The following is a 22,642-nucleotide window of genomic DNA, read 5'->3' as shown; positions in this document are numbered from 1 at the left end:
TTTTCGAAATAAGTTACCCATAACCTGCAAGCTAAGCTATTGATAAGATTTGAATTTTCCGTTAGTTGGTGGCTGATTTTTTCGAAAACAGTACACTAGGACAAAGTTAGTCCCCACTCCAGAGCAGCACTGCGGTAATGAAAGTGCATATTAGTCTGAAAGGGGAGTAAAAACTTCATCAGAATGGACAAATTCAATTGCCCCTAGCCTGTTCAGGACAAATTTCAATTGCCCCTAGCATCATAAACTGAGACAAAAAAAATTGGCCCTAGTCATAGGCTTCGCACGCTTCTGATGCTGGGTTGACCAGCTTCTCGAGAGAGGCGCGATCCAATAATTTTGTGTCGAGTTTTATGTAGATGGCTGCCTCTTCGGCAACCACCACTGCATCTGTCACGCCTGCTACGGACATCAAACGCTCCGCCAGGCCTGCTTCACGCTGCGCCTGCGGCGACAACGGCAGACGTAGGCTGGTCACGTAAGGCGGTTCTCGCATGGTCACTGCGAAGGCAAGCCAGACGGCGGCCATGGCTGCACCGCCAAGGAACACCACATCAAGCCCACCGTGCTGGAACAACCAGCCGCCCAGTATCCCACCTGCGGCCGAACCAAGAAACTGGCTGGTGGAATAAACTCCCATCGCGGTGCCTTTTCCGCCCGCCGGTGAAACTTTGCTGATCAGCGACGGCAAGGACGCTTCCAGCAGGTTGAACGCGGTGAAGAATACCACTGTCCCGATGACCAGTGCCCGCAACGTATCGCCGTATGCCCAGAAGAATAGCTCAGACAGCATCAGAACAAACACAGCGCCGAGCAGAACGCGCTTCATTTGACGCTTCTTCTCGCCATAGATGATGAACGGGATCATCGCGAAGAACGAAACCAGCAAGGCTGTCAGGTAGACCCACCAGTGCTCTTCCTTGGGCAAACCGGCTTTTTCGACCAGCGCCAGCGGCAACGCCACGAAGCTGGACATGAGCATGGCGTGCAACACGAAGATACCTAAATCCAGACGCAGTAGGTCCGGGTGACGCAACGTCGCGCCTAATGCCTGTTTGGCGACGCCCGATTCGCGGTGCACCAGCGGACCGTTGGCCTTGGGCACCACGAACGCGACGATCACCATGCCCAGCAACGCCATGCCTCCGGTTGCCAGAAACAACCCCGACAGCCCGAACGCGCCGGTGATGACCGGGCCAACGACCATGGCGACGGCGAACGACAGACCGATGGTCATGCCGATCATGGCCATTGCCTTGGTGCGGTGCTGTTCGCGGGTCAGGTCAGAGAGCAAGGCCATGACAGCGGCAGAGATAGCCCCCGCGCCTTGCAGGACGCGTCCGCCGATAATTCCCCAGATCGAGTCGGCATTGGCGGCCACCACGCTGCCGAGCGCGAAGATGATCAGCCCGAAATAGATAATCGGTCGCCGGCCGATCCGGTCAGAAAGAATCCCGAACGGGATCTGCAGTACAGCCTGGGTCAGGCCATACGCGCCGATCGCCAGACCAATCAGTGCAGGACTCGCGCCCGCCAGGTCCATGCCGTAGGTTGCCAGAACCGGCAAAACCATGAACATGCCAAGCATGCGGAACGCGAACACCAGGGCCAGACCGCCTGCTGCGCGGGTCTCGCCGCTACTCATACGCTCGCTGTGGGTATCGTGCATGGAATAACCTCGTGTGAACCGGCGGCGATTCTACCAGTCCCATCGTTGTACAGCACATACGCGACGCTTTGCCGCGTGATGGCTCGGAGCCGTATACTCCGTCGTTTATGCCCGCCAAGCGAGGCCGCAGTGGACAAGATCCTGATACGTGGGGCACGAACCCACAACCTGAAAAATATTGACCTGACACTTCCCCGCGACAAACTGATCGTTATCACCGGGCTCTCCGGCTCAGGCAAGTCTTCGCTGGCTTTCGATACGCTGTATGCCGAAGGGCAACGCCGTTACGTCGAGTCGCTGTCTGCCTACGCTCGACAGTTTCTGTCGATGATGGAGAAGCCGGACGTCGATACGATCGAAGGTCTGTCGCCGGCCATTTCCATCGAGCAGAAATCCACGTCGCACAACCCACGCTCGACCGTGGGCACGATTACCGAGATTTACGATTACCTGCGTCTTTTATATGCGCGGGTCGGACAGCCTCGCTGCCCGGATCACGATATTCCGCTGGAAGCCCAGACCGTCAGCCAGATGGTTGACCTGGTGCTGACTCAGCCCGAAGGCAGCAAGCTGATGCTGCTGGCGCCGGTTATTCGCGAGCGCAAGGGTGAACACCTTTCGGTATTCGAAGAGCTGCGTGCCCAAGGTTTTGTGCGGGCGCGAGTCAACGGTCGGCTGTGTGAGCTGGATGAGCTGCCGAAGCTGGACAAGCAGAAGAAGCACTCCATTGACGTGGTAGTGGACCGCTTCAAGGTTCGCGCCGACCTGCAGCAGCGTCTGGCCGAGTCTTTCGAGACGGCATTGAAGCTGGCAGACGGCATTGCGCTGGTCGCACCGATGGACGACGAGCCAGGCGAAGAAGTGATTTTCTCCGCCCGCTTCGCTTGCCCGATCTGTGGCCACGCGATCAGCGAGCTGGAACCGAAGCTATTCTCCTTCAACAACCCGGCTGGCGCATGCCCGACCTGCGACGGTCTGGGCGTGAAGCAGTTCTTTGATATCAAGCGGCTGGTCAACGCTGAGCTGACGCTGGCTGAAGGCGCGATACGCGGCTGGGACAGGCGTAACGTCTATTATTTCCAGATGCTCGGCTCGCTGTCCAAGCACTACGGTTTCAGCCTGGAAGTGCCGTTCAAAGAAATCCCGGCCGACATGCAGAAGGTTCTACTTAACGGCAGCGGCTCGCAGAGTGTCGACTTCCGCTATCTGAATGATCGCGGCGATATCGTCAAACGTGCGCACCCTTTTGAAGGCATCGTGCCTAATCTGGAGCGTCGCTATCGCGAAACCGAATCGGCGACCGTGCGCGAAGAGCTGGCCAAGTTTCTCGGCACTCAGCCCTGCCCTGACTGCCGCGGCACTCGTTTGCGTCGTGAAGCGCGTCACGTATGGGTGGGCGAAAAGACTCTGCCAGCGGTGACCAATCTACCGATTGGCGACGCCACGCATTATTTTGAAACGCTGAAGCTGACCGGCCGACGCGGCGAAATTGCCGACAAGATTCTCAAGGAGATCCGCGAGCGTTTGCAGTTTCTGGTCAACGTTGGTCTGGATTACCTGACCCTGGATCGCAGCGCAGACACGCTGTCTGGCGGTGAAGCGCAGCGTATTCGTCTGGCCAGTCAGATCGGTGCGGGCCTGGTCGGGGTAATGTATATCCTCGATGAGCCGTCGATTGGCCTGCACCAGCGCGACAACGACCGTTTGCTGGGCACGCTCAAGCACCTGCGCGACATTGGCAACACGGTGATTGTGGTGGAGCATGACGAAGATGCGATTCGCCTGGCCGACTACGTGGTCGATATCGGCCCTGGCGCTGGCGTGCACGGCGGGCATATCGTTGCCGAAGGCACGCCGGACGAGGTAATGGCGCATCCTGACTCACTGACCGGCAAATACCTGTCGGGCCGTGTGAAGATCGCCGTACCCGCCAAGCGCACGCCCCGCAACAAGAAGCTGTCGCTGACCCTCAAGGGTGCGCGTGGCAACAACCTGCAGAACGTCAACCTCGACATTCCGATTGGTCTGCTGACCTGTGTGACGGGTGTTTCAGGGTCGGGCAAGTCAACACTGATCAACAACACGCTGTTCCCGCTGAGTGCCACGGCGCTGAACGGCGCAACGACACTTGAGGCTGCCGCTCACGACAGCATCAACGGCCTGCAGCATCTGGACAAGGTCGTGGACATCGATCAGAGCCCTATCGGTCGTACGCCACGCTCCAACCCGGCGACCTATACCGGGCTGTTCACGCCGATTCGCGAACTGTTTGCCGGGGTGCCGGAATCGCGCTCGCGGGGCTATGGCCCGGGACGGTTCTCGTTCAACGTCAAGGGCGGTCGTTGCGAAGCGTGTCAGGGAGATGGCTTGATCAAGGTCGAGATGCACTTTCTGCCGGACATCTATGTGCCGTGCGATGTGTGCAAGAGCAAGCGCTACAACCGTGAAACCCTTGAGATCAAGTACAAGGGCAAGAACGTCCACGAAGTGCTTGAGATGACCATCGAAGAAGCGCGCGAGTTCTTCGACGCCGTTCCTGCATTGGCGCGCAAGCTGCAAACCCTCATGGACGTTGGGCTTTCCTATATCAAGCTGGGGCAATCGGCGACCACCCTGTCAGGCGGCGAAGCGCAGCGCGTCAAGCTGTCGCGTGAGCTGTCCAAGCGCGACACTGGCAAGACGCTGTATATCCTCGACGAACCGACTACCGGCCTGCATTTTGCCGATATTCAACAGTTGCTGGATGTGCTGCATCGCCTGCGCGACCATGGCAACACGGTGGTGGTGATCGAGCACAACCTGGATGTCATCAAGACGGCAGACTGGTTGGTGGATCTGGGGCCGGAAGGCGGCTCAAGAGGCGGGCAGATCATTGCGACCGGCACGCCTGAACAGGTCGCCGAGATGGAGCAGTCGTATACCGGGCATTACCTCAAGCCTCTGTTGATCAGAGACAGGGCTTAACCGGCGTAGCGAAAACGGGTCAGGCTTCGGTCGGACCCGGATACGAAAAGCTCCTGTCACGTCTGTGCAGGAGCTTTTTTATGGACGCAGAATCAGAACTGCGATTGCAGGTAATTCTGCAGACCGATGGATTTGATCAGACCCATCTGCTGTTCAAGCCAGTAAGTGTGATCTTCTTCGGTATCGGCCAACTGCACGCGCAGAATTTCACGGGTCACGTAGTCGCCGTGCAGCTCACAGAGCGCGATGCCCTTGCACAGTGCGGCACGCACCTTGTATTCCAGACGCAGATCGCTGGCGAGCATCTCAGGCACCGTGGTGCCGACATCCAGATCATCCGGTCGCATGCGCGGCGTGCCTTCCAGCATCAGAATGCGGCGCATCAGGGCGTCAGCATGTTGAGCCTCTTCTTCCATCTCATGATTGATACGCTCGTAGAGCTTGGAAAAGCCCCAGTCTTCGTACATACGCGAGTGAACGAAATATTGGTCACGAGCTGCCAATTCGCCCGTGAGCAACGTGTTGAGATAATCGATTACTTCCGGGTGGCCTTGCATCGCACCTGACTCCTGCTTCAAAGAACATAGTTTGAACTAAGCATCGCGCAAGGTCACTCGGAAAAGCGCAATAAACCGACGAAAAGCGGCAAAATTACGCTGTTAAGAAGCGAAAAACCGCCCAAATGAGGGCGGTTCTGTTTCTCACTTCGACTCAATCCGAGAATGGCAATACGGATCATTGACACTGACATTTGAGTTTCCAAATCGCAGATAACAAAAAACCGGGCACAAGGCCCGGTCTTCTGTTCAAACTGATGTCTTATTCAGCAGCTTCTACAGAGCCACCGACAGGACGATCAACCAACTCGACGTACGCCATTGGCGCGTTGTCGCCAGTGCGGAAACCGCACTTGAGGATACGCAGATAGCCGCCCTGACGGGTTGCATAGCGTTTGCCCAGATCGTTGAACAGCTTGCCGACGATTTCTTTCGAACGAGTACGGTCGAAAGCCAGACGACGGTTAGCAACACTGTCTTCCTTGGCCAGGGTGATCAGCGGCTCGGCAACGCGGCGCAGTTCCTTGGCTTTCGGCAGGGTAGTTTTGATCAGCTCGTGCTCGAACAGCGACACCGCCATGTTTTGAAACATGGCTTTACGGTGAGAGCTGGTACGGCTCAGGTGACGTCCACTTTTACGATGACGCATGGTTCATTCCTTACCAAACTCGCGTTCGGTGATTACGACGATCAGGCCGTAGCCTTGTCGTCCTTCTTAAGACTTGCCGGCGGCCAGTTGTCGAGGCGCATGCCGAGGGACAGACCACGAGAAGCCAGAACGTCCTTGATCTCGGTCAAGGATTTCTTGCCCAGGTTCGGAGTCTTCAACAACTCTACTTCGGTGCGCTGAATCAGGTCACCGATGTAGTAGATGTTCTCCGCCTTAAGGCAGTTGGCCGAACGCACGGTCAGTTCCAAATCGTCAACCGGACGAAGCAGGATCGGATCGATCTCGTCTTCCTGTTCGATTACCACTGGTTCGCTGTCGCCTTTGAGGTCCACGAACGCAGCCAACTGCTGTTGCAGGATGGTTGCAGCGCGACGGATAGCCTCTTCCGGATCCAGAGTACCGTTGGTTTCCAGATCAATAACCAGCTTGTCCAGGTTAGTGCGCTGCTCGACACGGGCGTTTTCCACCACGTATGCGATACGGCGAACCGGGCTGAACGAAGAGTCAAGCTGCAAGCGACCAATGCTGCGGCTTTCGTCTTCATCGCTTTGACGCGAGTCTGCCGGCTCATAACCACGACCACGAGCTACGGTGAGCTTCATGTTCAAGACGCCGTTAGACGCCAGGTTAGCGATTACGTGATCGGGGTTAACGATCTCGACATCATGATCCAGCTGAATATCGGCAGCGGTAACCACCCCCGAACCCTTCTTCGACAAGGTCAGCGTAACTTCGTCTCGACCGTGCAGCTTGATAGCCAGACCTTTAAGGTTCAACAGGATTTCAATGACGTCTTCCTGTACACCTTCGATGGCGCTGTACTCATGGAGTACACCGTCAATCTCGGCCTCGACTACTGCACAGCCGGGCATGGAGGACAACAAAATGCGGCGAAGCGCGTTGCCCAGGGTATGGCCGAAACCACGCTCGAGAGGCTCGAGAGTGATTTTGGCGCGGGTTGGACTGACAACCTGCACATCAATGTGGCGGGGTGTCAGGAACTCATTTACCGAAATCTGCATGGATGCACCTATTTTCTAGCCCTTACTTGGAGTAGAGCTCGACAATCAGGCTTTCGTTGATGTCGGCGGATAGATCACTGCGAGCTGGTACGTTCTTGAAAACGCCCGATTTCTTCTCAGTGTCTACTTCTACCCATTCTACGCGGCCACGTTGGGCACACAGATCGAGAGCCTGGACAATACGCAGCTGATTCTTAGCCTTTTCGCGGATAGCGACAACGTCACCAGCACGAACCTGATAAGAAGGAACGTTAACGGTTTTGCCGTTTACGCTAACCGACTTGTGCGAAACCAATTGACGGGATTCGGCACGCGTCGAGCCGAAGCCCATGCGATATACAACGTTGTCCAGACGGCATTCGAGCAGTTGCAGCAGGTTCTCGCCTGTTGCACCTTTCTTGCCGGCGGCTTCTTTGTAGTAGCCGCTGAACTGACGCTCGAGAACGCCGTAGATACGACGGACTTTTTGCTTTTCACGCAGCTGAGTACCGTAATCGGACTGGCGACCGCGGCGTTGGCCGTGGATGCCTGGAGCTGCTTCGATGTTGCACTTGGATTCGATAGCGCGAACGCCGCTCTTCAAAAAGAGATCGGTGCCTTCACGACGAGCAAGTTTGCATTTTGGACCAATGTAACGAGCCATTTCTTACAGTCTCCTGGATTACACGCGGCGCTTCTTCGGCGGACGGCACCCGTTGTGCGGGATTGGCGTCACGTCGGTGATGCTGGCGATCTTATAGCCACAGCCGTTCAATGCACGGACAGCGGATTCACGACCTGGGCCTGGACCCTTGACATTGACGTCGAGGTTCTTCAGACCGTACTCCAGCGCAGCTTGGCCAGCACGCTCAGCAGCTACTTGAGCAGCGAACGGGGTGGATTTGCGCGAACCACGGAAACCCGAACCGCCGGAGGTAGCCCACGAGAGAGCGTTACCTTGACGATCGGTAATGGTGACGATTGTGTTGTTAAACGACGCGTGGATGTGGGCGATGCCATCAACCACTGTCTTTTTAACTTTTTTACGAGGACGAGCAGCAGGTTTTGCCATGACTAGATTCCTGTCGTTGCGCTGGAGCGATTACTTGCGGATCGGCTTACGCGGACCTTTGCGAGTACGCGCGTTGGTCTTGGTACGCTGACCGCGCACTGGAAGACCACGACGATGACGCAGACCGCGGTAGCAGCCCAGGTCCATCAAGCGCTTGATTTTCATGTTGATTTCGCGACGCAGGTCACCTTCAGTGGTGAACTTCGCCACTTCGCCACGCAGCTGTTCAATCTGCTCGTCGCTCAGATCTTTGATTTTCACCGCCGGGTTGACCCCGGTGGTTGCACAAATTTTCTGTGCGGTGGTGCGACCAACACCATAGATGTAGGTCAGCGAGATAACAGTATGCTTGTTATCTGGAATGTTAACGCCTGCAATACGGGCCATTCAGTGGGACTCCAATTGACAGCTACCTACGCCCCGGAAGCCAAGAAATAGGGCGCGAGATAATATCGCTGTAGTAACAAATAATCAACCCAGCAGCGCACTAGCTGCTGGGCTTAAGCACAAATCACAATCAGCCTTGGCGCTGCTTATGACGTGGTTCCGCGCTGCAAATTACTCGAACAACACCTTCGCGGCGAATAATCTTGCAGTTACGGCACAGCTTTTTCACCGATGCACGAACTTTCATCACCAACTCCTCGAACCTTAGGGGTGCTTCAGCGCAGCATACCGCCGCTGCCACCGTAGCCCTTCAGGTTGGCTTTCTTCATCAGGGATTCGTACTGGTGCGAAACGAGGTGAGATTGCACTTGCGACATAAAGTCCATCACAACCACGACCACGATCAGCAACGAGGTCCCGCCAAGGTAGAACGGTACGTTTGCCGCGACCACCAGAAACTGGGGAAGCAGACACACGGCCGTCATATATAGAGCACCGAACATGGTCAAACGAGTCAGAACGCCATCAATGTAGCGCGCCGACTGCTCGCCTGGACGAATACCCGGAATAAAGGCACCGGACTTCTTCAGGTTTTCCGCTACGTCTTTCGGATTGAACATCAACGCCGTATAGAAGAAGCAGAAGAAAATAATCCCTGCACTAAACAGCAGAATATTCAACGGCTGACCAGGAGCGATCGACTGCGAGATGTCCTGCAACCAGCCCAGACCTTCAGACTGACCGAACCAGGACCCCAACGAAGCCGGGAACAGCAAAATGCTGCTCGCGAAAATGGCCGGAATTACGCCAGCCATGTTCACTTTCAACGGTAGGTGGCTTGTCTGCGCAGCGAAGACCTTGCGGCCCTGCTGACGCTTGGCATAGTGAACGGCGATTCGACGCTGACCACGCTCAATGAACACCACAAAACCGATGATCGCTACTGCCAGCAAACCGATTGCAACCAGAGCGAAAATGTTGATATCACCCTGACGTGCAGACTCGAAAGACTGCCCTATCGCTCTCGGAAGACCAGCTACGATACCCGCGAAGATCAACATCGAGATACCGTTGCCGACACCGCGCTCGGTGATCTGCTCGCCTAGCCACATCATGAACATCGCACCTGCCACGAAGGTAGTTACGGCCACAAAGTGGAAACCCAGGTCCCCAGAGAACGCGACGCCCTGACTAGCCAGGCCAACGGACATGCCGATAGCTTGAACCAGAGCCAGGACCACAGTGCCGTAGCGGGTGTACTGGCTTATCTTGCGACGGCCAGCTTCACCTTCCTTCTTCAACTGCTCCAGCTGTGGGCTGACGGCTGTCATCAACTGCATGATGATCGATGCCGAAATGTACGGCATGATCCCCAGTGCAAAGATGCTCATCCGCTCCAGCGCACCGCCGGAAAACATGTTGAACAAGCTAAGAATGGTCCCCTCATTCTGTCGAAACAGTTCTGCGAGTCGGTCAGGGTTGATACCTGGAACCGGGATGTGCGCACCTATTCGGTAGACGATAATCGCCAGGAACAGAAAACGCAGACGAGCCCAGAGTTCAGACATACCGCCTTTGCCGAGCGCAGAGAGAGCACCTTGCTTAGCCATTTATTCCTCGAACTTGCCGCCAGCTGCTTCGATAGCCGCACGCGCACCTTTGGTGGCGGCGATACCCTTGATAGTGACAGCGCGAGTAACTTCGCCCGACAGCATGATTTTCACACGCTGTACGTTCTGGTTAATCACGTTGGCATCTTTCAGGGACTGCACAGTTACGATGTCGCCTTCCACTTTAGCCAGCTCGGACAGACGCACTTCAGCGCGATCCATGGCCTTCAGGGAAACGAAACCGAATTTTGGCAGGCGACGATGCAGCGGCTGTTGGCCGCCCTCAAAGCCCGGAGCAATAGTGCCACCGGAGCGGGAGCTTTGACCTTTGTGGCCACGGCCACCGGTCTTGCCCAAACCACTACCGATACCACGGCCCGGACGATGCTTTTCGCGACGGGAACCCGGCGCTGGACTCAGATCATTGAGTTTCATCGATTAACCCTCGACTCGCAGCATGTAGTAAGCCTTGTTGATCATCCCGCGATTTTCGGGAGTATCCAGGACTTCTACAGTGTGACCGATGCGACGCAGACCCAAACCCTTAATGCACAATCTGTGATTAGGGATGCGGCCGGTCATGCTTTTGATCAGCGTTACTTTAACGGTAGCCATGATCAGATGATCTCCTCAACACGCTTGCCACGTTTGGCAGCGATCGACTCAGGAGACTGCATGCCTTTCAAACCCTTGAAAGTGGCATGAACCACGTTTACAGGGTTAGTCGAACCGTAGCACTTGGCCAGTACGTTCTGAACACCAGCAACTTCCAGCACTGCGCGCATTGCGCCGCCAGCGATGATACCGGTACCTTCAGAAGCAGGCTGCATGTACACCTTCGAGGCGCCATGAGCAGACTTCATTGCGTACTGCAATGTAGCGCCGTTCAGATCAACCTGAATCATGTTGCGGCGAGCAGCTTCCATCGCTTTCTGGATTGCAGCAGGCACTTCACGTGACTTGCCACGGCCGAAGCCAACACGCCCTTTACCATCACCCACTACGGTCAACGCAGTGAAAGTGAAGATACGGCCGCCTTTTACGGTTTTGGCCACGCGGTTAACTTGAACCAGTTTTTCGATGTAGCCTTCGTCGCGTTTTTGGTCGTGATTTGACATAACTTAGAACTCCAGCCCGCCTTCACGAGCAGCATCAGCCAGCGCTTTGACACGGCCGTGGTACTTGAAGCCAGAACGGTCGAAAGCGACTTGCGATACACCCGCGGCTTTCGCGCGCTCGGCGACCAGCTTGCCAACCTTAGTGGCCGCGTCGATGTTGCCAGTGGCGCCATCACGCAGTTCTTTGTCCAAAGTAGAGGCGCTTGCCAGAACTTTGCTGCCGTCGGCCGAGATGACCTGGGCATAAATGTGCTGCGAAGAGCGGTGCACGCAGAGACGCACGACTTCCAGCTCGTGCATTTTCAGGCGTGCTTTGCGAGCGCGACGCAGTCGGGTAACTTTTTTGACGGTCATTTGCTATGCCCTACTTCTTCTTGGCTTCTTTACGGCGGACGACTTCGTCCGCGTAACGCACACCTTTGCCTTTGTAAGGCTCAGGACGGCGGAAGTCGCGGATCTCAGCGGCCACTTGACCAACCAACTGCTTATCGATACCGCGAATCAGGATATCGGTCTGGCTGGGGGTCTCAGCGGTGATGCCATTCGGCAATTCATAGTCCACCGGGTGCGAAAAGCCAAGTGCAAGGTTCAGGACCGTGCCTTTTGCTTGCGCCTTGTAACCAACACCGACCAGCTGGAGCTTGCGCTCAAAGCCTTGGCTTACGCCCTGGACCATGTTGTTAACCAGTGCACGAGTGGTGCCTGCCATTGCGCGGGTTTGTTGATCGCCATTGCGAGCAGCGAAACGCAGCTCACCAGCTTCTTCAACAATCTCAACGGACGAATGGATGTTCAGTTCTAGAGTGCCCTTGGCACCCTTCACCGAAAGCTGCTGGCCGACGAGTTTGACTTCGACGCCTGATGGCAGCTTAACGGGGTTCTTAGCTACGCGTGACATGCTTATCCCCCCCTTAGAACACAGTGCAAAGCACTTCGCCACCGACACCGGCAGCGCGCGCAGCACGATCCGTCATCACACCTTTACTGGTGGAGACGATAGACACACCAAGACCGCCACGAACTTTCGGCAGATCATCGGAGGACTTGTACTGACGCAAGCCTGGGCGGCTGACGCGCTTAACCTCTTCGATGACCGGACGGCCTTCGAAGTACTTAAGCTCGATGGACAGCGAGGATTTAACTTCGCTGCTGATCTGATAACCCGCAATGTAGCCTTCGTCCTTCAGGACTTTTGCTACAGCAACCTTCAACGTGGAAGATGGCATGCTGACGACGGGCTTTTCAGCCATCTGGGCATTACGGATACGAGTTAGCATGTCCGCTAACGGGTCCTGCATACTCATGGGCTAGACGCTCCTAAAACAAAATAATTAGCCTTGCGGCTACAGCTTGATCGCCGAGAACTTCCGGGCAAGTGAAAACACGGGCTCAGGCGAGCCGGCAATTCTAGTCCTACCCCGGAAATGAATCAAGCCCCAAAAGGGGCTTGATTCAAATTCAGGCTCCATCCCGACCGATGACTTGCGCAACCGGCGGGACGAAGCGAGAGGTGTCGCCTTACCAGCTGGCTTTAACCAGACCTGGAACGTCGCCACGCATAGCTGCTTCACGCAGCTTGTTACGGCCGAGGCCGAACTTGCGGTAGACGCCGTGCGGACGACCAGTGATGCGGCAACGGTTACGCATGCGCGCAGCGCTTGCGTCACGTGGTTGCTTCTGCAGGGCTACGGTAGCTTCCCAACGCGCTTCTGGACTTGCGTTCAGATCAACGATGATAGCTTTCAGCTCTGCACGCTTCTTGGCGTACTTGGCAACGGTGAGCTGACGCTTCAGCTCACGGTTTTTCATGCTCTTCTTGGCCATTTTCCTACTCCAATCAGTTGCGGAACGGGAATTTGAAAGCACGCAGCAATGCGCGACCTTCATCATCGTTCTTGGCAGTGGTGGTCAGGGTAATGTCCAGACCGCGCAGAGCATCGATCTTGTCGTAATCGATTTCCGGGAAAATGATCTGCTCTTTTACGCCCATGCTGTAGTTACCACGACCATCGAAGGACTTGGCATTCAGGCCGCGGAAGTCGCGAACCCGAGGCAGGGAGATCGACAGCAGACGATCCAGGAACTCATACATACGATCGCGGCGCAGAGTCACTTTGACGCCGATCGGCCAACCTTCACGGACTTTAAAGCCAGCGATGGATTTCCGAGCGTAAGTCACAACGACTTTCTGACCGGTGATCTTTTCCAGGTCAGCAACAGCGTGCTCGATGACTTTTTTGTCGCCGATCGCTTCGCCCAGACCCATGTTCAGGGTGATTTTGGTAACGCGCGGAACTTCCATCACGTTCCCAAGCTTAAGTTCTTCCTTAAGCTTCGGAGCGATTTCCTTCCGATAAATCTCTTTTAGTCGTGCCATGGTCTTCTACCTAGCAGTGTTCAAGCATCAACCGCTTTTTGGGTCGACTTGAAGACACGAATTTTCTTGCCATCTTCAACTTTGAAACCAACGCGGTCTGCCTTGTTGGTTGCGCCATTGAAAATAGCGACGTTAGAAGCGTGCAATGGCGCTTCTTTCTCGACGATACCGCCCTGTACGCCCGACATCGGGTTTGGCTTGGTATGACGCTTCACCAGGTTGATCCCACCAACGACCAGACGGTCGTCAGCGAGAACCTTGAGCACCTTACCGCGCTTACCTTTGTCTTTACCGGCGATCACGATGATCTCGTCGTCACGACGAATCTTTTGCATGTCGGATCTCCTTAGAGCACTTCTGGGGCGAGCGAGACAATCTTCATGAACTTCTCAGTACGAAGTTCACGGGTCACTGGCCCAAAGATACGGGTACCGATCGGCTCTTGCTTGTTGTTCAAAAGAACAGCAGCGTTGCCATCGAAGCGGATGATGGAGCCGTCAGCACGACGGACACCATGGCGAGTGCGGACTACTACTGCAGTCATCACTTGGCCTTTTTTCACCTTGCCGCGCGGAATTGCTTCCTTGACGGTCACTTTGATGATGTCACCGATACCAGCGTAACGACGATGGGAGCCACCCAGCACCTTGATGCACATAACGCGGCGTGCGCCGCTGTTATCGGCCACATCGAGCATGGATTGAGTCTGAATCATATAATTTCTCCGACCCCTAGTCCTTAGACTTCCACAGCGCGTTCGAGGATATCAACCAACGCCCAAGACTTGGTCTTGGCTACCGGACGAGTTTCACGAATAGTGACCTTGTCGCCGATATGGCACTGGTTGGTTTCGTCGTGCGCGTGCAGCTTAGTCGAACGCTTAACGTATTTACCGTAGATCGGGTGCTTTACGCGACGCTCGATCAGAACGGTGATGGTCTTGTCCATCTTGTCGCTGACAACACGGCCAGTCAGCGTACGGACAGTTTTTTCGGCTTCAGCCATGATTACTTACCTGCCTGCTGGTTGAGCACAGTTTTCACGCGAGCGATGTCACGCTTAACTTGCGAGAGCAGATGAGACTGCCCCAACTGGCCAGTTGCTTTCTGCATACGCAGATTGAACTGGTCGCGCAGCAGGCCGAGCAGTTGCTCGTTCAGCTGCTGTGCTGATTTTTCACGAAGTTCATTCGCTTTCATCACATCACCGTCCGCTTAACAAAGGAGGTGGCGAGCGGCAGCTTTGCAGCAGCCAGGGCGAAAGCCTCACGCGCCAGCTCTTCAGTAACACCCTCGATTTCATACAGGACTTTGCCTGGCTGAATCTGGGCAACCCAGTACTCCACGTTACCCTTACCTTTACCCATCCGAACTTCGAGTGGCTTCTTGGTGACAGGCTTGTCCGGGAACACACGGATCCAGATCTTGCCGCCACGTTTAACGTGACGGGTCAGAGCACGACGCGCTGACTCGATCTGACGAGCGGTGAGACGACCACGAGCAACAGACTTCAGCGCGAACTCGCCGAAGCTGACTTTGCTACCGCGCAGTGCCAGACCACGGTTGTGACCGGTCATCTGCTTGCGGAACTTCGTACGCTTTGGTTGCAACATTTGGCGTACCCCTTACTTAGCAGCTTTTTTACGAGGCGCTGGTGCTTGTGGTTTCAGTTCTTCTTGGCGACCACCAATTACTTCGCCTTTGAAGATCCAAACCTTTACACCGATCACACCGTAAATGGTGTGAGCTTCGTAGTTGGCATAGTCGATGTCGGCACGCAGGGTGTGCAATGGCACACGCCCCTCGCGATACCATTCAGTACGTGCGATTTCAGCACCGCCGAGACGACCGCTCACTTGGATTTTGATGCCTTTGGCACCAATGCGCATGGCGTTCTGAACAGCGCGCTTCATAGCGCGACGGAACATTACGCGACGCTCCAGCTGCTGAGCTACGCTCTGCGCAACCAGCATACCGTCGAGCTCCGGCTTGCGGATCTCTTCGATATTGATGTGCACAGGCACACCCATTTGCTTGGTCAGGTCCTGACGCAGTTTCTCAACATCTTCACCTTTCTTGCCGATCACGATGCCGGGACGAGCGGTGTGGATGGTGATACGTGCTGTCTGAGCCGGACGATGGATATCGATACGGCTGACGGACGCGCTTTTTAATTTGTCTTGGAGGTACTCACGCACTTTCAGATCAGCGAACAAATAGTCCGCATAAGTCCGACCGTCTGCGTACCAGACGGAGGTGTGCTCCTTGACGATTCCCAGGCGAATGCCAATGGGATGTACTTTCTGACCCATCTCTTCGACTCCGTTACTTGTCAGCAACCTTGACAGTGATATGGCAAGACCGCTTGACGATGCGATCAGCACGGCCTTTAGCACGTGGCATGATGCGCTTCAGCGAACGCCCTTCGTTGACGAAAACGGTGGAGACCTTGAGGTCATCAACGTCTGCGCCTTCGTTGTGCTCGGCGTTGGCTACAGCCGACTCCAGCACTTTCTTCAGGATCTCGGCGGCTTTCTTACTGCTGAAAGCCAACAGGTTGAGCGCTTCGCCCACCTTCTTCCCGCGGATCTGGTCGGCGACCAAGCGGGCTTTCTGGGCGGAGATTCGAGCGCCCGACAACTTAGCGGCTACTTCCATCGTTCCTTACCCCTTAACGCTTGGCTTTCTTGTCTGCCACGTGCCCACGATATGTGCGGGTACCGGCAAACTCGCCTAGTTTATGGCCGACCATGTCTTCGTTCACGAGAACTGGGACATGTTGACGACCGTTATGCACTGCAATGGTCAAACCGACCATTTGTGGCGGGATCATCGAACGACGCGACCAGGTTTTCACCGGCTTGCGATCATTCTTTTCCGCCGCCACTTCGATCTTCTTCAGTAGGTGAAGATCAATAAAAGGACCTTTTTTCAGAGAACGTGGCACTGTCGTATCCCTCTATTTACTTGCGACGACGGACGATCATTTTGTCGGTACGCTTATTACCACGAGTCTTCGCGCCCTTAGTCGGGAAGCCCCACGGCGATACCGGATGACGACCACCAGAGGTACGACCTTCACCACCACCGTGTGGGTGGTCAACCGGGTTCATGGCAACACCACGAACGGTTGGGCGAACGCCACGCCAGCGTTTGGCACCAGCTTTACCCAGCGAACGAAGGCTGTGCTCGGAGTTCGAGACTTCGCCCAGCGTTGCACGGCATTCAGACAGTACTTTACGCATTTCACCGGAGCGAAGACGCAGGGTCACGTACACACCTTCACGAGCGATCAGCTGTGCAGAAGCACCAGCAGAACGAGCGATCTGTGCGCCTTTACCTGGCTTCAGTTCGATGCCGTGTACGGTGCTACCAACTGGAATGTTACGCAGCTGAAGAGCGTTGCCCGGCTTGATTGGTGCCAAAGCACCTGCAATCAGCTGGTCGCCAGCACTCACGCCTTTAGGGGCGATGATGTAGCGGCGCTCGCCGTCTGCGTAAAGCAGCAGAGCAATGTGAGCAGTACGGTTTGGATCGTATTCAATACGCTCGACGGTGGCAGTGATGCCATCCTTGTCGTTGCGACGGAAATCGACCAGACGATAATGTTGCTTATGGCCACCACCGATATGACGGGTAGTAATACGACCATTGTTGTTACGACCACCAGTCTTCGATTTTTTCTCGAGCAGCGGTGCGTGAGGAGCGCCTTTATGCAGCTCCTGGTTGACCACCTTGACCACAAAACGGCGGCCAGGGGAAGTCGGTTTGCATTTAACGATTGCCATGATGCACCCCTTCCTTACTCAGCACTGCTGCTGAAATCGAGATCTTGGCCTGGCTGAAGGGAGATAACTGCCTTCTTCCAGTCATTACGCTTGCCCAGACCGCGAGCAGTGCGCTTGCTCTTACCCAGAACATTCAGGGTAGTAACACGCTCTACTTTCACGCTGAACAGGCTTTCGACGGCCTTCTTGATTTCCAGCTTGGTTGCGTCAGTAGCAACCTTGAAAACGAACTGACCTTTTTTGTCTGCCAGAACCGTAGCCTTCTCGGAAACGTGCGGGCCAAGCAGAACTTTAAATACGCGTTCCTGGTTCATCCCAGCAGCTCCTCGAATTTCTTCACGGCCGACACGGTGATCAACACCTTGTCGTATGCGATCAGACTAACTGGATCGGAACCTTGAACATCACGTACATCGACGTGCGGCAGGTTACGAGCAGCCAGGTACAGATTCTGGTCAACAGCGTCAGACACGATCAAGACGTCAGTCAGGCCCATGCCAGTCAGCTTGTTCAGCAAATCTTTGGTTTTCGGTGCTTCAACAGCGAAATCCTGAACCACGACCAGACGATCAGTACGGACCAGTTCAGCAAGGATGGAGCGCAAAGCTGCGCGATACATCTTCTTGTTGAGCTTCTGAGTGTGATCCTGAGGACGAGCTGCGAAAGTGGTACCGCCGCCGCGCCAGATTGGGCTACGGATAGTACCGGCACGAGCACGGCCAGTACCTTTCTGACGCCAAGGGCGCTTACCGCCACCACGAACGTCGGAACGGGTCTTTTGCTGCTTGCTACCCTGACGACCGCCAGCCATGTAGGCCACGACTGCCTGGTGAACCAGCGTCTCGTTGAATTCGCCACCAAATGTCAGTTCGGAAACTTCGATTGCCTGAGCGTCATTTACATTTAATTGCATGTCAGCTTCCCCTTAACCGCGAGCCTTGGCTGCCGGACGTACAACCAGGTTGCCGCCAGTAGCGCCAGGAACAGCACCCTTGACCAACAACAGATTGCGTTCAGCGTCCACGCGCACTACTTCGAGGGACTGCACGGTCACGCGCTCAGCGCCCATATGACCGGACATTTTTTTGCCCTTGAATACACGACCAGGAGTCTGGCACTGGCCGATAGAGCCCGGGACGCGGTGGGAGACGGAGTTACCGTGGGTATTGTCTTGACCACGGAAATTCCAGCGCTTGATCGTACCCTGGAAGCCTTTACCCTTGGACTGACCGGTTACATCAACCAGTTGACCAGCAGCGAAGATTTCAGCGTTGATCTGATCGCCAGCCTGGTACTCGCCTTCTTCAAGACGGAATTCCATGACGGTACGACCGGCGGCTACGTTCGCTTTAGCGAAGTGGCCAGCCTGAGCGGCTGTAACACGCGAAGCACGACGCTCACCGACAGTGACTTGCACTGCACGATAGCCATCGGTTTCTTCGGTTTTAAACTGAGTGACGCGATTCGGCTCGATCTCAATGACCGTGACCGGAATGGAGACACCTTCTTCGGTGAAAATACGGGTCATACCGCATTTACGACCGACTACACCAATAGTCATGTTGTAAACCTCATGAGTGTACGGGGCTTTCACCCGCTATGGCCGCCCATTTCAGAGCATTACACGACTAAGACCCAAGTCTTAGCCGAGGCTGATCTGAACTTCCACACCGGCCGCAAGATCAAGCTTCATAAGCGCATCAACGGTTTTTTCCGTTGGCTGGACAATGTCCAGAACACGCTTGTGAGTACGGATCTCGTACTGGTCGCGCGCGTCTTTGTTGACGTGCGGAGAAACCAGAACGGTGAACCGCTCTTTACGGGCCGGCAGTGGAATCGGACCACGCACTTGTGCACCAGTACGTTTCGCGGTTTCCACGATTTCCTGGGTTGATTGGTCGATCAGGCGATGGTCAAAAGCCTTCAACCTGATACGGATTTGCTGGTTTTGCATTGGATTCAGACTCCAGATTGCTGTTCCCACCGAGCGCAATACGCCCGTTAAAAGGAGGCGCAACTCTATAGACGGGCTGGCAAGGTGTCAACCCAATAAAAAAGCCCCCGCGTTGCGGGGGCTCTTTTTGGGAATCAACGCTTACGCGATGATTTTGGCTACGAGGCCAGCGCCGACGGTACGACCGCCTTCACGAACTGCGAAACGCAGGCCAACTTCCATTGCGATTGGCTTGATCAGGGTAACGGAAACTTTAACGTTATCACCTGGCATAACCATTTCTACGCCTTCCGGCAGTTTGCAGCTACCAGTTACGTCGGTAGTACGGAAGTAGAACTGTGGACGGTAGCCCTCGAAGAACGGAGTGTGACGACCGCCTTCTTCTTTGCTCAGAACGTAGATTTCAGCTTCGAACTGGGTGTGCGGCTTGACGGTACCTGGCTTGACCAGAACCTGGCCACGCTCAACGTCGTCACGCTTGGTGCCGCGCAACAGAACGCCGCAGTTCTCGCCAGCACGACCTTCGTCGAGCAGCTTGCGGAACATCTCAACGCCGGTGCAGGTAGTGACGGTAGTGTCACGCAGACCAACGATTTCCAGTGGATCCTGGACTTTGACGATACCGCGCTCAACACGACCAGTTACAACAGTACCGCGACCGGAGATCGAGAACACGTCTTCGATTGGCATCAGGAACGGCTTGTCGATAGCACGCTCTGGCTGAGGGATGTAGCTGTCCAGAGTTTCGACCAACTTCTTGACGGCAGTGGTGCCCATCTCGTTGTCGTCTTTGCCTTCCAACGCCATACGGGCAGAGCCGATGATGATTGGAGTGTCGTCGCCCGGGAAGTCGTAAGTGCTCAGCAGATCGCGCACTTCCATCTCAACCAGCTCCAGCAGCTCAGCGTCGTCTACCAGGTCAGCCTTGTTCAGGAAGACCACGATGTACGGAACGCCAACCTGACGGGACAGCAGGATGTGCTCACGAGTTTGTGGCATAGGACCATCAGCAGCCGAACAAACCAGGATAGCGCCGTCCATCTGCGCAGCACCGGTGATCATGTTCTTCACGTAGTCGGCGTGACCTGGGCAGTCAACGTGCGCGTAGTGACGCACAGCCGAGTTGTACTCAACGTGAGCAGTGTTGATGGTGATACCGCGAGCTTTTTCTTCTGGTGCGCTGTCGATCTTGTCGAAGTCAACACGAGCCGAACCGAAAACTTCGGAGCAGACGCGAGTCAGAGCAGCGGTCAGTGTGGTTTTACCGTGGTCAACGTGACCGATAGTGCCAACGTTGACGTGCGGAAGGGAACGATCAAATTTTTCTTTAGCCACGACAAATAACTCCTAGCCTAAAGGCGCTGAATCAGCCTTGTTTTTTGGTTACAGTTTCGACGATGTGCGACGGCGCTGTATTGTATTTTTTGAATTCCATAGAGTAGCTTGCGCGACCTTGGGACATGGAGCGGACGTCGGTCGCATAACCGAACATCTCACCCAACGGAACCTCGGCACGAATCACTTTGCCGGAAACCGTATCTTCCATACCCAGGATCATGCCGCGACGACGGTTAAGGTCGCCCATCACGTCACCCATATAGTCTTCAGGCGTAACAACCTCTACCGCCATGATCGGCTCAAGCAACTCACCACCGCCCTTCTGGGCCAGTTGCTTGGTCGCTATGGAAGCAGCCACCTTAAACGCCATCTCGTTCGAGTCGACGTCATGGTAGGAACCATCAAACACGGTAGCCTTCAGGCCGATCAGCGGATAGCCGGCAACAACGCCGTTCTTCATCTGCTCTTCGATACCCTTCTGGATAGCCGGGATGTATTCCTTCGGAACAACACCACCCACCACTTCGTTTACGAATTGCAGACCTTCCTGACCTTCGTCAGCAGGAGCAAAACGGATCCAGCAGTGACCAAACTGGCCACGACCGCCGGACTGACGAACGAACTTGCCTTCGATTTCACAATTCTTCGTGATGCGCTCACGATAGGAAACCTGCGGCTTGCCGATGTTGGCTTCGACGTTGAACTCACGGCGCATCCGGTCAACCAGGATGTCCAGGTGGAGCTCGCCCATGCCAGAGATGATCGTTTGACCAGTCTCTTCATCAGTTTTGACGCGGAAAGACGGGTCTTCCTGAGCAAGTTTGCCCAGTGCAATACCCATTTTTTCCTGGTCATCCTTGGTTTTCGGCTCAACGGCAACCGAAATAACCGGCTCCGGAAAGTCCATACGAACCAGGATGATTGGCTTGTCAGCGTTGCACAAGGTCTCACCAGTGGTGACGTCCTTCATGCCGATCAGGGCCGCGATGTCGCCAGCGCGCACTTCCTTGATCTCTTCGCGGGCGTTTGCGTGCATTTGCACCATACGACCCACGCGCTCTTTCTTGCCTTTGACCGAGTTGATCACGCCGTCGCCGGATGCCAACACGCCCGAGTAAACGCGAACGAAAGTCAAAGTACCCACGAATGGGTCAGTAGCGATCTTGAACGCCAGCGCCGAGAACGGCTCGCTGTCGTCTGCATGACGCTCCATCAGAATTTCCTCGTTATCAGGATCGGAACCCTTGATAGCAGGAATATCGATTGGAGCAGGCAGGTAGTCGATCACGGCGTCGAGAACCAGGGGAACACCCTTGTTCTTGAAGGAAGAACCGCAAACAGCAAGAACGATCTCACCAGCGATAGTACGCTGACGCAGAGCGGCCTTGATTTCCTCGTTGGTGAGTTCTTCACCTTCAAGGTACTTGTTCATCAGCTCTTCGCTGGCTTCAGCCGCAGCCTCAACCATGTTGCCACGCCACTCATCAGCCAGCTCCTGCAATTCAGCAGGGATAGGCTTGCGAACAGGAACCATGCCTTTGTCAGCATCGTTCCAGTAAACAGCTTCCATAGCCATCAGATCGATTTGACCCTGGAAGTTATCTTCTGCACCAATGGCCAACTGAATCGGCACCGGGGTGTGACCCAGGCGCTGCTTGATCTGAGCGATTACGCGCAGAAAGTTGGCACCGGCACGGTCCATCTTGTTCACGTAGACGATACGTGGAACACCGTATTTGTTGGCTTGACGCCATACGGTTTCAGACTGCGGCTCTACGCCGGAAGTACCGCAGAACACAACGACCGCGCCGTCGAGTACACGCAGGGAACGCTCAACTTCAATGGTGAAGTCTACGTGACCCGGGGTGTCAATGACGTTGAAGCGGTATTGGTCTTTGTGTTGCTTCTCGGAACCCTGCCAAAAGGCAGTGATAGCAGCAGAAGTAATGGTAATACCACGCTCCTGCTCCTGAACCATCCAGTCCGTGGTCGCGGCGCCATCATGCACCTCGCCCATCTTGTGGCTTTTGCCGGTGTAAAAAAGGACGCGCTCGGTGGTGGTGGTTTTACCAGCATCCACGTGAGCGACGATACCGATGTTACGGTAACGGCTAATCGGAGTAGTACGAGCCATAAAG

At 55.2% G+C, this 22,642-nt stretch carries 33 protein-coding genes; 1 reads left to right on the top strand and 32 read right to left on the bottom strand.

Features of this window, described 5'->3' with window-relative positions:
• Positions 1-268: 268 nt before the first annotated feature.
• On the bottom strand, positions 269-1,669 hold the full coding sequence (locus tag DW49_RS0124925) for an MFS transporter (protein WP_005614299.1): 1,401 nt from the start codon (positions 1,667-1,669) through the stop codon (positions 269-271).
• Between the two features lie 129 nt (positions 1,670-1,798).
• Here DW49_RS0124925 and uvrA point away from each other — a divergent pair, with 129 nt between their 5' ends.
• Positions 1,799-4,633, top strand: coding sequence for an excinuclease ABC subunit UvrA (uvrA, locus tag DW49_RS0124920; RefSeq protein ID WP_005614297.1), 2,835 nt, complete (start codon positions 1,799-1,801; stop codon positions 4,631-4,633).
• Positions 4,634-4,725: 92 nt separating this feature from the next.
• Here uvrA and bfr read toward each other — a convergent pair whose 3' ends face one another.
• The 31 genes from bfr to fusA form a co-directional block, all read right to left on the bottom strand.
• The gene (bfr, locus tag DW49_RS0124915; protein ID WP_005614296.1) at positions 4,726-5,190 is read right to left on the bottom strand and encodes a bacterioferritin; all 465 of its coding nucleotides are present in this window, start codon (positions 5,188-5,190) and stop codon (positions 4,726-4,728) included.
• A gap of 262 nt (positions 5,191-5,452) precedes the next feature.
• Positions 5,453-5,839, bottom strand: a complete 387-nt coding sequence (rplQ, locus tag DW49_RS0124910) for a 50S ribosomal protein L17 (protein ID WP_004397026.1) — start codon at positions 5,837-5,839, stop codon at positions 5,453-5,455.
• 41 nt (positions 5,840-5,880) lie between these two features.
• Complete coding sequence (locus tag DW49_RS0124905; protein ID WP_002555464.1) at positions 5,881-6,882, bottom strand: DNA-directed RNA polymerase subunit alpha; 1,002 nt, start codon at positions 6,880-6,882, stop codon at positions 5,881-5,883.
• A gap of 22 nt (positions 6,883-6,904) precedes the next feature.
• A complete protein-coding gene (gene rpsD, locus DW49_RS0124900) occupies positions 6,905-7,525 on the bottom strand; it encodes a 30S ribosomal protein S4 (protein ID WP_002555465.1) in 621 nt (206 codons plus the stop codon).
• Positions 7,526-7,543: 18 nt separating this feature from the next.
• On the bottom strand, positions 7,544-7,933 hold the full coding sequence (rpsK, locus tag DW49_RS0124895) for a 30S ribosomal protein S11 (RefSeq protein WP_002555466.1): 390 nt from the start codon (positions 7,931-7,933) through the stop codon (positions 7,544-7,546).
• A gap of 30 nt (positions 7,934-7,963) precedes the next feature.
• A complete protein-coding gene (rpsM, locus tag DW49_RS0124890; protein WP_002555467.1) occupies positions 7,964-8,320 on the bottom strand; it encodes a 30S ribosomal protein S13 in 357 nt (118 codons plus the stop codon).
• A 130-nt stretch (positions 8,321-8,450) separates the two neighbouring features.
• Positions 8,451-8,567 (bottom strand): 50S ribosomal protein L36, encoded by a 117-nt coding sequence (gene rpmJ / locus DW49_RS1000000131225; protein WP_002555468.1) that lies wholly within the window; start codon positions 8,565-8,567, stop codon positions 8,451-8,453.
• 28 nt (positions 8,568-8,595) lie between these two features.
• Positions 8,596-9,930: a preprotein translocase subunit SecY gene (gene secY, locus DW49_RS0124885; RefSeq protein ID WP_002555469.1), complete on the bottom strand. Its 1,335-nt coding sequence runs from the start codon at positions 9,928-9,930 to the stop codon at positions 8,596-8,598.
• On the bottom strand, positions 9,931-10,365 hold the full coding sequence (gene rplO / locus DW49_RS0124880) for a 50S ribosomal protein L15 (RefSeq protein WP_002555470.1): 435 nt from the start codon (positions 10,363-10,365) through the stop codon (positions 9,931-9,933).
• Between the two features lie 3 nt (positions 10,366-10,368).
• Complete coding sequence (gene rpmD, locus DW49_RS0124875; RefSeq protein ID WP_002555471.1) at positions 10,369-10,545, bottom strand: 50S ribosomal protein L30; 177 nt, start codon at positions 10,543-10,545, stop codon at positions 10,369-10,371.
• A gap of 2 nt (positions 10,546-10,547) precedes the next feature.
• Positions 10,548-11,048, bottom strand: a complete 501-nt coding sequence (rpsE, locus tag DW49_RS0124870) for a 30S ribosomal protein S5 (protein WP_005614279.1) — start codon at positions 11,046-11,048, stop codon at positions 10,548-10,550.
• A 3-nt stretch (positions 11,049-11,051) separates the two neighbouring features.
• Positions 11,052-11,402: a 50S ribosomal protein L18 gene (gene rplR / locus DW49_RS0124865; protein WP_002555473.1), complete on the bottom strand. Its 351-nt coding sequence runs from the start codon at positions 11,400-11,402 to the stop codon at positions 11,052-11,054.
• 10 nt (positions 11,403-11,412) lie between these two features.
• On the bottom strand, positions 11,413-11,946 hold the full coding sequence (gene rplF, locus DW49_RS0124860; RefSeq protein ID WP_003369019.1) for a 50S ribosomal protein L6: 534 nt from the start codon (positions 11,944-11,946) through the stop codon (positions 11,413-11,415).
• Between the two features lie 13 nt (positions 11,947-11,959).
• A complete protein-coding gene (rpsH, locus tag DW49_RS0124855) occupies positions 11,960-12,352 on the bottom strand; it encodes a 30S ribosomal protein S8 (RefSeq protein ID WP_002555475.1) in 393 nt (130 codons plus the stop codon).
• 214 nt (positions 12,353-12,566) lie between these two features.
• Positions 12,567-12,872 carry a 30S ribosomal protein S14 gene (gene rpsN / locus DW49_RS0124850; protein ID WP_002555476.1) on the bottom strand — a complete coding sequence of 102 codons (306 nt, stop codon included), beginning with the start codon at positions 12,870-12,872 and terminating at the stop codon, positions 12,567-12,569.
• A 13-nt stretch (positions 12,873-12,885) separates the two neighbouring features.
• Positions 12,886-13,425 carry a 50S ribosomal protein L5 gene (rplE, locus tag DW49_RS0124845; protein WP_004397032.1) on the bottom strand — a complete coding sequence of 180 codons (540 nt, stop codon included), beginning with the start codon at positions 13,423-13,425 and terminating at the stop codon, positions 12,886-12,888.
• A 20-nt stretch (positions 13,426-13,445) separates the two neighbouring features.
• Positions 13,446-13,760 carry a 50S ribosomal protein L24 gene (rplX, locus tag DW49_RS0124840; protein ID WP_002555478.1) on the bottom strand — a complete coding sequence of 105 codons (315 nt, stop codon included), beginning with the start codon at positions 13,758-13,760 and terminating at the stop codon, positions 13,446-13,448.
• 11 nt (positions 13,761-13,771) lie between these two features.
• Positions 13,772-14,140: a 50S ribosomal protein L14 gene (gene rplN / locus DW49_RS0124835; protein ID WP_002555479.1), complete on the bottom strand. Its 369-nt coding sequence runs from the start codon at positions 14,138-14,140 to the stop codon at positions 13,772-13,774.
• A gap of 23 nt (positions 14,141-14,163) precedes the next feature.
• A complete protein-coding gene (gene rpsQ / locus DW49_RS0124830) occupies positions 14,164-14,430 on the bottom strand; it encodes a 30S ribosomal protein S17 (RefSeq protein ID WP_002555480.1) in 267 nt (88 codons plus the stop codon).
• A 2-nt stretch (positions 14,431-14,432) separates the two neighbouring features.
• Entirely contained in the window at positions 14,433-14,624 is a 192-nt protein-coding gene (gene rpmC / locus DW49_RS0124825) for a 50S ribosomal protein L29 (RefSeq protein WP_002555481.1), read from the bottom strand.
• Positions 14,624-15,037, bottom strand: coding sequence for a 50S ribosomal protein L16 (rplP, locus tag DW49_RS0124820; RefSeq protein ID WP_002555482.1), 414 nt, complete (start codon positions 15,035-15,037; stop codon positions 14,624-14,626). Before rplP ends, rpmC begins: the two co-directional genes overlap by 1 nt.
• 12 nt (positions 15,038-15,049) lie before the next feature.
• The gene (rpsC, locus tag DW49_RS0124815; RefSeq protein ID WP_024420478.1) at positions 15,050-15,736 is read right to left on the bottom strand and encodes a 30S ribosomal protein S3; all 687 of its coding nucleotides are present in this window, start codon (positions 15,734-15,736) and stop codon (positions 15,050-15,052) included.
• A gap of 13 nt (positions 15,737-15,749) precedes the next feature.
• On the bottom strand, positions 15,750-16,082 hold the full coding sequence (gene rplV / locus DW49_RS0124810; protein WP_002555485.1) for a 50S ribosomal protein L22: 333 nt from the start codon (positions 16,080-16,082) through the stop codon (positions 15,750-15,752).
• A 13-nt stretch (positions 16,083-16,095) separates the two neighbouring features.
• Positions 16,096-16,371: a 30S ribosomal protein S19 gene (gene rpsS / locus DW49_RS0124805; RefSeq protein ID WP_005614236.1), complete on the bottom strand. Its 276-nt coding sequence runs from the start codon at positions 16,369-16,371 to the stop codon at positions 16,096-16,098.
• A 16-nt stretch (positions 16,372-16,387) separates the two neighbouring features.
• On the bottom strand, positions 16,388-17,212 hold the full coding sequence (gene rplB / locus DW49_RS0124800; RefSeq protein WP_004397049.1) for a 50S ribosomal protein L2: 825 nt from the start codon (positions 17,210-17,212) through the stop codon (positions 16,388-16,390).
• A gap of 14 nt (positions 17,213-17,226) precedes the next feature.
• Positions 17,227-17,526 carry a 50S ribosomal protein L23 gene (gene rplW, locus DW49_RS0124795; RefSeq protein ID WP_002555488.1) on the bottom strand — a complete coding sequence of 100 codons (300 nt, stop codon included), beginning with the start codon at positions 17,524-17,526 and terminating at the stop codon, positions 17,227-17,229.
• Positions 17,523-18,125, bottom strand: a complete 603-nt coding sequence (gene rplD, locus DW49_RS0124790) for a 50S ribosomal protein L4 (RefSeq protein ID WP_002555489.1) — start codon at positions 18,123-18,125, stop codon at positions 17,523-17,525. Before rplD ends, rplW begins: the two co-directional genes overlap by 4 nt.
• Positions 18,126-18,137: 12 nt before the next feature.
• Positions 18,138-18,773 (bottom strand): 50S ribosomal protein L3, encoded by a 636-nt coding sequence (rplC, locus tag DW49_RS0124785; protein ID WP_004397052.1) that lies wholly within the window; start codon positions 18,771-18,773, stop codon positions 18,138-18,140.
• Positions 18,774-18,854: 81 nt separating this feature from the next.
• Positions 18,855-19,166: a 30S ribosomal protein S10 gene (gene rpsJ, locus DW49_RS0124780; RefSeq protein WP_005614219.1), complete on the bottom strand. Its 312-nt coding sequence runs from the start codon at positions 19,164-19,166 to the stop codon at positions 18,855-18,857.
• A gap of 141 nt (positions 19,167-19,307) precedes the next feature.
• Positions 19,308-20,501 carry an elongation factor Tu gene (gene tuf, locus DW49_RS0124775; RefSeq protein ID WP_005614218.1) on the bottom strand — a complete coding sequence of 398 codons (1,194 nt, stop codon included), beginning with the start codon at positions 20,499-20,501 and terminating at the stop codon, positions 19,308-19,310.
• Positions 20,502-20,532: 31 nt separating this feature from the next.
• Positions 20,533-22,638 (bottom strand): elongation factor G, encoded by a 2,106-nt coding sequence (fusA, locus tag DW49_RS0124770; RefSeq protein WP_024421518.1) that lies wholly within the window; start codon positions 22,636-22,638, stop codon positions 20,533-20,535.
• Positions 22,639-22,642 lie beyond the last annotated feature (4 nt).

The sequence above is a fragment of the Pseudomonas avellanae BPIC 631 genome, from assembly GCF_000444135.1.
Lineage (GTDB): Bacteria > Pseudomonadota > Gammaproteobacteria > Pseudomonadales > Pseudomonadaceae > Aquipseudomonas > Aquipseudomonas avellanae.
This window is presented reverse-complemented; position numbering and strand designations above follow the sequence as displayed.

Coding starts and splice junctions, on each gene's coding strand:
- DW49_RS0124925 (WP_005614299.1), bottom strand. CDS start 1,669: ATGCACGATACCCACAGCGAGCGTATGAGTAGCGGCGAGACCCGCGCA.
- bfr (WP_005614296.1), bottom strand. CDS start 5,190: ATGCAAGGCCACCCGGAAGTAATCGATTATCTCAACACGTTGCTCACG.
- rplQ (WP_004397026.1), bottom strand. CDS start 5,839: ATGCGTCATCGTAAAAGTGGACGTCACCTGAGCCGTACCAGCTCTCAC.
- DW49_RS0124905 (WP_002555464.1), bottom strand. CDS start 6,882: ATGCAGATTTCGGTAAATGAGTTCCTGACACCCCGCCACATTGATGTG.
- rpsD (WP_002555465.1), bottom strand. CDS start 7,525: ATGGCTCGTTACATTGGTCCAAAATGCAAACTTGCTCGTCGTGAAGGC.
- rpsK (WP_002555466.1), bottom strand. CDS start 7,933: ATGGCAAAACCTGCTGCTCGTCCTCGTAAAAAAGTTAAAAAGACAGTG.
- rpsM (WP_002555467.1), bottom strand. CDS start 8,320: ATGGCCCGTATTGCAGGCGTTAACATTCCAGATAACAAGCATACTGTT.
- rpmJ (WP_002555468.1), bottom strand. CDS start 8,567: ATGAAAGTTCGTGCATCGGTGAAAAAGCTGTGCCGTAACTGCAAGATT.
- secY (WP_002555469.1), bottom strand. CDS start 9,930: ATGGCTAAGCAAGGTGCTCTCTCTGCGCTCGGCAAAGGCGGTATGTCT.
- rplO (WP_002555470.1), bottom strand. CDS start 10,365: ATGAAACTCAATGATCTGAGTCCAGCGCCGGGTTCCCGTCGCGAAAAG.
- rpmD (WP_002555471.1), bottom strand. CDS start 10,545: ATGGCTACCGTTAAAGTAACGCTGATCAAAAGCATGACCGGCCGCATC.
- rpsE (WP_005614279.1), bottom strand. CDS start 11,048: ATGTCAAATCACGACCAAAAACGCGACGAAGGCTACATCGAAAAACTG.
- rplR (WP_002555473.1), bottom strand. CDS start 11,402: ATGACCGTCAAAAAAGTTACCCGACTGCGTCGCGCTCGCAAAGCACGC.
- rplF (WP_003369019.1), bottom strand. CDS start 11,946: ATGTCACGCGTAGCTAAGAACCCCGTTAAGCTGCCATCAGGCGTCGAA.
- rpsH (WP_002555475.1), bottom strand. CDS start 12,352: ATGAGTATGCAGGACCCGTTAGCGGACATGCTAACTCGTATCCGTAAT.
- rpsN (WP_002555476.1), bottom strand. CDS start 12,872: ATGGCCAAGAAGAGCATGAAAAACCGTGAGCTGAAGCGTCAGCTCACC.
- rplE (WP_004397032.1), bottom strand. CDS start 13,425: ATGGCACGACTAAAAGAGATTTATCGGAAGGAAATCGCTCCGAAGCTT.
- rplX (WP_002555478.1), bottom strand. CDS start 13,760: ATGCAAAAGATTCGTCGTGACGACGAGATCATCGTGATCGCCGGTAAA.
- rplN (WP_002555479.1), bottom strand. CDS start 14,140: ATGATTCAGACTCAATCCATGCTCGATGTGGCCGATAACAGCGGCGCA.
- rpsQ (WP_002555480.1), bottom strand. CDS start 14,430: ATGGCTGAAGCCGAAAAAACTGTCCGTACGCTGACTGGCCGTGTTGTC.
- rpmC (WP_002555481.1), bottom strand. CDS start 14,624: ATGAAAGCGAATGAACTTCGTGAAAAATCAGCACAGCAGCTGAACGAG.
- rplP (WP_002555482.1), bottom strand. CDS start 15,037: ATGTTGCAACCAAAGCGTACGAAGTTCCGCAAGCAGATGACCGGTCAC.
- rpsC (WP_024420478.1), bottom strand. CDS start 15,736: ATGGGTCAGAAAGTACATCCCATTGGCATTCGCCTGGGAATCGTCAAG.
- rplV (WP_002555485.1), bottom strand. CDS start 16,082: ATGGAAGTAGCCGCTAAGTTGTCGGGCGCTCGAATCTCCGCCCAGAAA.
- rplB (WP_004397049.1), bottom strand. CDS start 17,212: ATGGCAATCGTTAAATGCAAACCGACTTCCCCTGGCCGCCGTTTTGTG.
- rplW (WP_002555488.1), bottom strand. CDS start 17,526: ATGAACCAGGAACGCGTATTTAAAGTTCTGCTTGGCCCGCACGTTTCC.
- rplD (WP_002555489.1), bottom strand. CDS start 18,125: ATGCAATTAAATGTAAATGACGCTCAGGCAATCGAAGTTTCCGAACTG.
- rplC (WP_004397052.1), bottom strand. CDS start 18,773: ATGACTATTGGTGTAGTCGGTCGTAAATGCGGTATGACCCGTATTTTC.
- rpsJ (WP_005614219.1), bottom strand. CDS start 19,166: ATGCAAAACCAGCAAATCCGTATCAGGTTGAAGGCTTTTGACCATCGC.
- fusA (WP_024421518.1), bottom strand. CDS start 22,638: ATGGCTCGTACTACTCCGATTAGCCGTTACCGTAACATCGGTATCGTC.